Here is a 5,295-nt window from a genome sequence, read left to right on the forward strand (position 1 = left end):
GGGGGGGCGGGGGGGAGCCGAGGTCGTCTACGCCGGAACGGGGGGGAGCTTCAACCATGCGGGGCTCCCCGCGTCGGAGCTGGACCGGACGCGGAGGGCCGGAACGCGCGTTCTGGACTTTCTGGGCGCGGACGGCGAGCCCGACGAAAACGGCTTCTATACGCTCTGGAGCGCCGAGGACCCCGGACGCCTCCCCATTCCCAGGCTCAAATCCCCCCGCGATTGACGAATAGGGATGAATCCATAGGATGACGATTCGCCGTACGTTCCTGCTGGCGTGCCTTGCCGCCGCTTTGTCCTGTGCCTCTCCGGTCCTTCCGGCCGGTGCGGCCCGGATCGACTGGTTCCTGCAGCCCGTATGGGAACGGGCCTCCCGGTTCTCCGAGGGGCTCGCCGCCGTACGATCCGGCGGGTATTGGGGCTACATCGAACCGGGAGGGCGCTGGGTCGTGGGGCCGACCTTGTCGGACGCCCACCCCTTCAGGGAGGGGGCCGCGGCCGTCTCGGTGCGGGGCCGCTGGGGGTTTGTGGACAGGAAGGGGAAATTCATCATCCCTCCGGCCTTCGAGGCCGCCGGGGCCTTCTGTGAGGAACTCGCCGCGGTACGGTCCGCGGACAAATGGGGATACATCGACCGGTCGGGCCGGCTTGCGATACCCGCCAGCTTCGACCTGGCCGGCGACTTCTATCAGGGGCGGGCGGCGGTGGCGCTTGGGGGACGTTATGGGTTCGTCGACCGACGTGGAAAATGGGCCGTCGCCCCGGTCTACGATGGAGCATGGCCGTTTGTGGAGGACCGCGCGGCGGTCCTCGTAAAGGGAAAACTGGGGTTCCTGGGCCTCTCGGGGGAGACCGCCGTCGAGCCGCGCTACGATCCCGTGCTGGGCGGAAAGGTTTTCTCCGGGGGTGTTTCGGGGGTTGCGCTTCAAGGTCTCTGGGGGTTCATCGATTCGGCTGGAAACTGGGCCGTGGAGCCCTCGTACGAGGCGGTCCTGGATTACAGCGAGGGCCTGGCTGCGGTGCGCCGCGCGGGGCTCTGGGGCTTCATCTCCTCGTCGGGAGAGCTGGCGATCCCCTACGCCTTCCAGGACGTGATGTCCTTCTCGGAGGGGGCGGCCGGTGCGGCCAGCCAGGGACGATGGGGCTACATCGACCGCCGGGGCGCCTGGATGGCCGACCCCGTCTACCTGGAGGCCTGGCCCTTCTCGGAGGGCCTGGCCCCGGCACGCAGCGCCTCTAACGGCAGATGGGGCTATGTGGGACGCAGCATTCCGCCCCTTTTCGGAGGGCGGAGCTTCGAGGAGGCCGGGACCTTTGCGGATGGGCTCGCCCTTGTGGGCGAGGGGGCCAAAAAGCGTTACATCGACGTGCAGGGACGGGACGCCTTCGAGGGGATGTTCGAGGATGCCCGGGATTTTTCGGAGGGGCTGGCCGCCGTGCTCTCCGGGGACCGTTGGGGGTACATCGACCGTAAGGGGCGTATGGTGATCCCCCCTCGTTTCGAGGCGGCGGGCCCCTGCTCCGGGGGGCTGCTCGCGGTCCGCATGAGGGGACGATGGGGATTTATCGACAAAAATGGAAACTGGGCCGTGAAGAACGCCCATGAGGAGGTCTGGCCCTTCTCGGAGGGACTGGCCGCGGTCCGGAAGGGGAAGAAGCTCGGCTACATCGACGTATCCGGAAAGCTCAGGGTACCCTGCCGCTTCGAGGTCCCCTCCCGGGGGAGCGAGGCGGGAAGGTTTTCGGAGGGTCTGGCCGCCGTGTTGAGCGGCGGCAAAACCCTCTTTATAGACAAAAAGGGCAATGTCGTGATACGGGGGAACTTCATCCCCTGGACGGGCGAGGCCCCCCGCTTTCGCTGGGGCGTCGCCTGCCTGGAGACTTCGAAGGGGAGGTGGCGGTATGTGAACCGCGGCGGACGCTATATCGGGGAGCCCCCTGTCGGTTCCGTCGATTCCGCCTCCGGCTCCGTCCCCGGCATCCTGCCCTATCGCTCGGATACGGGCGCCTGGGGATACAGAAACATGGACGGAACCGTCGTCGTCCCGCCCTTTCTCGACGCGGCGCGCCCCTTCAGAGAGGGGATGGCGGCCGTCTCTTTGGGGGGACGCTGGTGGTACATCGCCGAGCCTAAACGATAGCGCCGGAGCTTTCCCTCTCCTGGACCCCGGGCGTCTCGGATATCCGGATTCGGATATCCGTCCGTCCCCCTAAATGAACGATGGAACGGAACGCAGCTTTCGCGTCTCGTGGCGTTCCGAAGGACCCTGGACCTGAGGGGATACGGCCAGGAAAATCCGGGCCATGTGGTCGGCGTCGTTGAAGACGGCCTTGAAGAGGGCTATCCTCAGGAGCTCCCCCGTATCCTCGCGGTACGTCGCAAACGAGGACTGGCGCGTCACGAACAGCTCTTTCAGAACCTGGATCGCCGCGGAGCGATCAGGGAAAAGGAAGGGCATGGACTGCATCAGCAGGGCGTTTTTCTCGACCCCATAGAGCTCCCCCAGGGTATCGTTGGCGTTGGTGAGGAGGATGTCGTCCAGATAACGGTTCAAAATCGCATCGGCATTCGCGGGCTGAGGCCTCATCAGGGGCTGCAGGGGGACCATGCGCCCCAGCCCGAGGAAGGGTTGGGAGAAGATGAAGTCCTGCTCCTGGCCGCTCACGCTGTGTTGGACGATGAGGTCGCGATCCTGCTCGATACGGCGTGGAATGCAGTAGAGGGCCGCGATGGTGTCCTCGGTGCCGAAGTGGACGGAACAGGACATCTCCACCTCCAGGATGTCGCCCGACTCCCCGACCAGGGTGGTCGGGGCCTGAAGCTGCCCCACCTTGGAGAGCATATCCAGAAAACGCAGAGCATCCTCGTCCCGGTAGAAAAAGGACATAAAGCCCTTTCCCCTCAACGGAAAATCGGATACTCCCAAGCTGGATGTGTCTTGGCCGAACAGCTTCCGCGCGGCTTTGCTCGCCTTATGGACGACGAATTCCCGCCCCAGGTTCATGAGGTAACTGATCCGGTCCTCCTCGTCGAGCAGGATGGGCACGTCCTGCGAACGGAGGCGGAACTCCAGCCACGGCTCCTGGGTCATGTCGGTGAAGGCGTTGAAGGCGGCGATGTCCTCGGCATGATGCGAAAGGGCCGCGTCGCTCGGCTGTACGACGTGCAGGTGCGCCATGACGAGCTCCCGGCCGTCGCAGGGCAGGATGTCGATGGTGGCGGAGATCGTTTTCAGGCTGCCCTGCGGGTCCGCGAATTGAAAGACGAACGGGGCCTTGTCCTCCCTGCTGCGCTTAGCCCTGAAGTAAAGGTCGAGCAGACCATGACGGATCGGGCGCGTCAGTTGAGGAATACGGATAAAAGACCTGTCTTTGATCCCCTCGCCGAAGAAACCCAGCTCACGGATGAAAGCCGCGTTGCAGGCGAGGATGCGTCCCATCCTCGGCCCTATGATGAGGACAGGATCCGACAGGCTGTCAATAATCGCTTGCGTTTCCCGACTGATCTGTACCACGGCAACCTCCCGAACGTAATTTCAATAGTCTCTTCATATTTTACGCTGAAAGGCGGCAAAAGGCAATTCGCTGTTTTCCTCTCCCTCACAGGTTTTACGTCCGTCTGAAGCGCCGCCGCCCGGCCCTCGAGAAAGGACGCTCAGACGTTTTTGCCGGCCCGCCGCACGACGACGCTCGATACCCCGACCAGCAGCATCACCGGCAGGGTGATCCCCACCGGGGTGTCGTAAGGCAGGAGCAGGCGATAGAGGACGAAGCCGGCCGCCCACAAAAGAGCGTTCTTGAGGTCCAGCAAACGGCCGGGGTCGATCTCCCGCCTGCCGAAGAGCCAATAGTCCACGAACAGGATCGAGAACAGCGGGGCGAACACGGAGCCGATGAAGAACAGGAAGTTCTCGTACTGCTCCATGGATACGGACGCGGCCAATACGGTCCCGAGGACGCAGACCAGGACCGCAACCGTTTTCTCGTTAAGCCTCTCGCTGAGGTTGGCGGCGCTGACCCCGGCCGAGTAGACGTCGAGGAAGGTGGTGGTCACGGTGGAGAAGAGGACGATCAGCAGGGCGGCGAGCCCCAGGCCGGCCGCAAGGAGGATCTGGGCAATGTCGGAGGTCCCGGCGAAGAGGGACGCGCCCAGCCCGATGGCGAACATCAGCACGCTCCCGATGAAATAGCTCAGCACGCTGACCGCAGTCCCACGGAACGGGTACCTCAGCCTCCGGGTGTAATCGGAGATGAGAGGCATCCATGAGAGCGACATGGCGACGTTCAGCTCGACGGCGGCCCCGAAGGAAATCGGCTCCCCCGCCGCTCCGGCCCCCGTCTGGCCCAGTACCGCGAATCCCAGGACGAGGGAGAGTCCGAAGAGCATCGTCACCACGACGACGTTGACGCGGGCCAGGTTCTTGATGCCCATGAGGACCCACAGGGCGATCAGGATTCCGATGACGGCGCACCCCGCGGCCTCGTTCCGGACCCCCCAGAGCTCCCCCGTGATGCCGTCCATGGCCTTGGCTCCGCTGACGATCATGATGGCCGTCCAACCCAGCAGCTGCACCAGATTGAGGATGGAGAAGACGTAGGAGCCGTACCTCCCGAAGGAGATGCGAACCGACCTGGCGGCCGAGAGGCCGCTTTGCGCGCCGATCAGCCCTGCGGGGAGGAGCAGGGCGGCCCCGATGACGTGCCCCGCCAGGATGGCCCCCATGCCCCTTTCAAAGCCAAGGGGAGCCAGCAGAGCGCCGGTGAGGATCTCCGCGATGGAGACCGCCGCGCCGAACCACAGGAGCATCTGGCTGAACGTGGATACCTTTTCGAGCCCTGCCTGCGCGCTCATGATCTCCTCTCCCCTCCGTCCATTCCCCTCAGGCCCTCCCTGTAGAGGTCGTAGAAGTGGTGCGTGGGGCCATGTCCCTTCCCGATGGGAAGCGCGTGCTCGATGGCCGTGGTGACGTAGCGCTTGGCCCGTTCCGCGGCCCCGGCGACGTCGTATCCCAGGGCCAGGTTCGAGGCGATGGCCGAGGAGAACGTGCAGCCCGTGCCGTGCGTGTTTTTGGTGTCGATGCGGCGCGCCTCGAGGAGCCGGAAGTCCGTTCCGTCAAAAAGGACGTCGACGGCGTCCCCCAGGGCATGCCCGCCCTTCACCAGGACGCTGCGGCAGCCCATGGCATGGATGCGCCGCGCCGCCTCCTTCATGTCGTCCAGCGCTTCGATCTTCATCTCGGCGATCCGCTCGGCCTCCGGGATGTTCGGCGTCAGGACGTCCGCCAGGGGAACGAT

At 64.8% G+C, this 5,295-nt stretch carries 5 protein-coding genes; 2 read left to right on the plus strand and 3 right to left on the minus strand.

The genetic code is table 11. The features are described 5' to 3' along the window. Together Q0176_RS03850 and Q0176_RS03855 are read left to right on the plus strand one after the other, a co-directional pair. Positions 1 to 226: hypothetical protein (locus tag Q0176_RS03850; protein WP_299299409.1), on the plus strand; the 226-nt coding region annotated here is incomplete at its 5' end. A gap of 22 nt (positions 227 to 248) precedes the next feature. Next, positions 249 to 2,141 (plus strand): WG repeat-containing protein, encoded by a 1,893-nt coding sequence (locus tag Q0176_RS03855; protein ID WP_299299411.1) that lies wholly within the window; start codon positions 249 to 251, stop codon positions 2,139 to 2,141. A gap of 69 nt (positions 2,142 to 2,210) precedes the next feature. On the opposite strand, the gene Q0176_RS03860 is transcribed toward Q0176_RS03855, so the two are convergent. The 3 genes from Q0176_RS03860 to Q0176_RS03870 all read right to left on the minus strand — a co-directional run. Next, positions 2,211 to 3,515: a PAS domain-containing protein gene (locus tag Q0176_RS03860; protein ID WP_299299413.1), complete on the minus strand. Its 1,305-nt coding sequence runs from the start codon at positions 3,513 to 3,515 to the stop codon at positions 2,211 to 2,213. Positions 3,516 to 3,655: 140 nt separating this feature from the next. Next, positions 3,656 to 4,852: a putative hydroxymethylpyrimidine transporter CytX gene (cytX, locus tag Q0176_RS03865; RefSeq protein WP_299299415.1), complete on the minus strand. Its 1,197-nt coding sequence runs from the start codon at positions 4,850 to 4,852 to the stop codon at positions 3,656 to 3,658. Next, positions 4,849 to 5,295, minus strand: a 447-nt coding sequence (locus Q0176_RS03870; protein WP_299299417.1) for a PfkB family carbohydrate kinase, incomplete at its 5' end; no start/stop codon positions are given. The genes cytX and Q0176_RS03870, both read right to left, overlap by 4 nt.

This window comes from uncultured Fretibacterium sp. (assembly GCF_938040765.1).
Lineage (GTDB): Bacteria > Synergistota > Synergistia > Synergistales > Aminobacteriaceae > CAJPSE01.

Bases quoted from the DNA above. Each gene is read 5' to 3' on its own strand.
- cytX (WP_299299415.1), bottom strand. From the start codon at position 4,852: ATGAGCGCGCAGGCAGGGCTCGAAAAGGTATCCACGTTCAGCCAGATG.
- Q0176_RS03855 (WP_299299411.1), top strand. From the start codon at position 249: ATGACGATTCGCCGTACGTTCCTGCTGGCGTGCCTTGCCGCCGCTTTG.